This is a genomic window from Burkholderia sp. WAC0059 (genome assembly GCF_002870125.1).
Classification (GTDB): domain Bacteria; phylum Pseudomonadota; class Gammaproteobacteria; order Burkholderiales; family Burkholderiaceae; genus Paraburkholderia.
Genome location: NZ_PNEO01000052.1, coordinates 1 through 2,904, shown reverse-complemented (window position 1 = coordinate 2,904; position 2,904 = coordinate 1). Strand labels below are relative to the sequence as shown.

Genomic DNA, 2,904 nt, shown 5'->3' with positions numbered 1-2,904 from the left:
TGCCATGCCCGCTTCGGCTTGCTTCAACACAGCCACAATCTGCTCGACACTAAAGCGTTTGCGTTTCATCGCACGGCTCCTTTCCTTCGAAAAGTCCGCCGAAAACTCGCTTACATCATGGCACTGTTTACCGGGGGCCGCTCAATGGCAACCAAATCAATCGCCGATCTCAAAGCACAACTGGAAAAAACTCAAGCAGAGCTGGACGCTGCCATTGCGGCAGAATCGGCCGCAGTTCTGACTGAGATTCGCGAAAAGGTCACCTTGTACGGCTTCACCGAGAAAGACGTTTTTGGCCGCAAGCGCGCCGGCGGTACACGAGGCGAGGTTGCTGCGAAATACCAGAATCCGAAGACCGGTGAAACGTGGTCAGGCCGTGGTCGGGCACCCGCTTGGATCAAGGACGTGCCGAACCGCGACAAATTTCTGATTAAATAAAGCTCAGCGTCGCGTTGCTGACGCATCTAGTCGGATGTAAGCACACAGCCAGCGCGGACTCCCCCCGTAATTCATCGCACCAACGACGCCAGCATCGGAGCCAGGAGAGCAGTCAACACGCCATTCATGCCGATGGCCAGTCCCCCGAAAGCACCGGCGGTTTCGTTAATCGACAGCATATGAGCTGTCGTCAGTCCATGCCCCGCCGTACCTGCAGCTAACCCCTGCGCGCGCGAGTCTGTCACGCGTACCAATGCGGAAATCAGGCGCACGAGCAACACACCCATGATTCCGGTAAACAGCGTGAAGGTGGCAGTCAATGCCGGGTCTCCGCCGATCCCCGCCGATATGCTCATCGCGATGGGCGTGGTGGCCGAATGCGCGATCAGCGAAGCCGTTACCACTGGCGCGGCACCGGAATACTTGCCGATCAGCAATGCAACACCCGCCGATACAATCGAGCCCGCACACAACGCCGGAACGAGCGCGCCCGCGGTGCGGCGGATATGGTGCAGATTACGGTACATCGGCAGCGCAAGCGCCACTGTTGCCGGCCCGAGCAGGAAATGCACGAATTTCGCGCCCGCGAAATAGCTCTGATATGGGATATGCGCCGCCTTCAGGAGGACCACGAGCAAGAGCACCGACACCAGCACCGGATTAGCAAGCACGTTGCCCTTCGCGAGCCGGTTAACCACCAGCCCGATCTGGTATGCAGCCAACGTGGCCAGTAGCCCACACACCGGGGTCTTCAGCACGGCTTCAGTGAGGCTCGGTCCGAGCGTGAATGTCATGGTTGCTCCGGCCTGTCATGGATGAACCGGGTCAGCCGGTCCATCAACCACCCTGTCGTCGCCAGTCCCAGCGCAGTGGACACCACAATGGCAAGCGCAATACGCCACCAGTCGGCCTCGAGAAGTCCGAGTCCGGTGACAAGGCCAGTGGCAGCCGGCACGAACAGCAGCGCCAGCCACGACAGCAGGCTGCGACCGAAACTCTCCATCCCGGCTGACGGGCCGCCGCTGACCATCAACCACACGAGCAGCAGCACCATGCCGATCAACGGCCCGGGTATGGGCACATGCGTCACCGTCGCCAGCGTCTCGCCGATGAACTGGAACAGCAGAAGCGTCGAAATTGCTGCCAGCATGCCGGGTACTCCCTCCGAAATCCGGTCGGCTGCCGATGCGCACAGCCGACGGGTTCATCACGCAATTTTTGCCAGATCGGTGATCTCGAGCGACGCCCGGCCGTCGAGCACGGACGACAGCTTCCGGAACGCCTCTGCTTCGCCATGCGTCTTCAGCGCCTGTTCGTCGCTCCACTGCTCGATCATGACGAACCGCCCTGGTTTCGACTGGTCCCTGTGCAGGTCGTACTGAATGCATCCGGGCTCGGTGCGTACTGCGGTCACGGCGGCTTGCAGCGCATGTTCGACGGCATCCGAATGAGCAGGTTCGGCGGTAATCACCGCGACGATGAATTTGATAACCATGAGTGTGAATCTCCAGTCGACTGCGTGATGAAGCCAGACAGTGCGCTATACACGGGTGCGTTAAATACTCAGCGGCCCGCTGGCGCATACCGGACTCAAATGTCCGTAAAGACCGCTTCAGCCGCCATACGAGATTTCGGCAGCGCCTTGTTGAAATCGCCCTCGCCGCTATAGCCGATTCCCACGAGCACGACACTGGTGAAGCCCTTCCCGCGCAGACCCAGCTCGTCGTCGAGCACCTTCGCGTCGAAGCCTTCCATGGGGCAGGCGTCCACGTCGAGCGTCGCTGCGCCGAGCAGCAGTGTCCCCAGCGCGAGGTAGACCTGCTTCTCCATCCAGTGCTGCGCGTCCTTCAGCTCGTAGCGATGCGTGTCGACGTAACCCTGACGCGAGTCCCGCTGCGCGTTGCGCGCGTCAGCGCTGACGAAGCGCCCATCGTTCTCTTCCTGCGCCAGCACGCTCGCAAGATGCGCGTCGTCGATCAGCACACGCGCGCACAGCACGAACACGTGCGATGCGTTGCGGATTTTCGGCTCGTTATAGGTGAAGCGATCCTGCGCCGCCTTCGCGACACGCGCCGTCGCATCGTCGCTCGACGCGACGACGAAATGCCAGGGCTGCGAATTCACCGACGACGGGCTGAAACGAATCAGCTCGCGCAACTGTGCAATTATTTCATCCGGCACCTTGCGCGCGGGATCGAACGCTTTCGTCGAGTACCGCTTCTTCGCATAGCCTGCAATATTCACGATGCTGCCCTCCCTCGTCGATAAAAATGTCAGCCAGCCCGGCAGCATGACGGGCACAGCCGGACCAGCCCGGAAACCGCTTCGCTCAGAATCCTTCGAGCACGATCTTGCCGCGCGCGCGATTAGTTTCGATCAGCTCGTGCGCACGCCGCAGGTTCGCCGCGTTGATCGTCCCGAACGTTTCGTTCAGCGTCGTGCGCAGCACGCCCGAGTCGATCAGCG

General features: G+C 60.9%; 6 protein-coding genes. 1 reads left to right on the top strand and 5 read right to left on the bottom strand.

Annotated features, from left to right (window positions below; translation table 11 throughout):
* The first annotated feature begins 144 nt into the window (after nucleotides 1–144).
* Nucleotides 145–438 (top strand): H-NS histone family protein, encoded by a 294-nt coding sequence (locus CY652_RS23635; protein WP_102133121.1) that lies wholly within the window; start codon nucleotides 145–147, stop codon nucleotides 436–438.
* 71 nt (nucleotides 439–509) lie between these two features.
* Here CY652_RS23635 and CY652_RS23630 read toward each other — a convergent pair whose 3' ends face one another.
* The 5 genes from CY652_RS23630 to CY652_RS23610 all read right to left on the bottom strand — a co-directional run.
* Nucleotides 510–1,232, bottom strand: a complete 723-nt coding sequence (locus CY652_RS23630) for an LrgB family protein (RefSeq protein ID WP_102133119.1) — start codon at nucleotides 1,230–1,232, stop codon at nucleotides 510–512.
* Nucleotides 1,229–1,588, bottom strand: coding sequence for a CidA/LrgA family protein (locus CY652_RS23625; RefSeq protein ID WP_102133118.1), 360 nt, complete (start codon nucleotides 1,586–1,588; stop codon nucleotides 1,229–1,231). The genes CY652_RS23630 and CY652_RS23625 overlap by 4 nt, the downstream gene beginning before the upstream one ends.
* 57 nt (nucleotides 1,589–1,645) lie before the next feature.
* Nucleotides 1,646–1,933 carry a putative quinol monooxygenase gene (locus tag CY652_RS23620; RefSeq protein WP_102133117.1) on the bottom strand — a complete coding sequence of 96 codons (288 nt, stop codon included), beginning with the start codon at nucleotides 1,931–1,933 and terminating at the stop codon, nucleotides 1,646–1,648.
* A gap of 95 nt (nucleotides 1,934–2,028) precedes the next feature.
* Nucleotides 2,029–2,682, bottom strand: coding sequence for an oxygen-insensitive NAD(P)H nitroreductase (nfsB, locus tag CY652_RS23615; RefSeq protein WP_102133120.1), 654 nt, complete (start codon nucleotides 2,680–2,682; stop codon nucleotides 2,029–2,031).
* Between the two features lie 85 nt (nucleotides 2,683–2,767).
* On the bottom strand, nucleotides 2,768–2,904 hold a 137-nt coding region (locus tag CY652_RS23610; RefSeq protein WP_146010134.1), incomplete at its 5' end, for a zinc-binding dehydrogenase.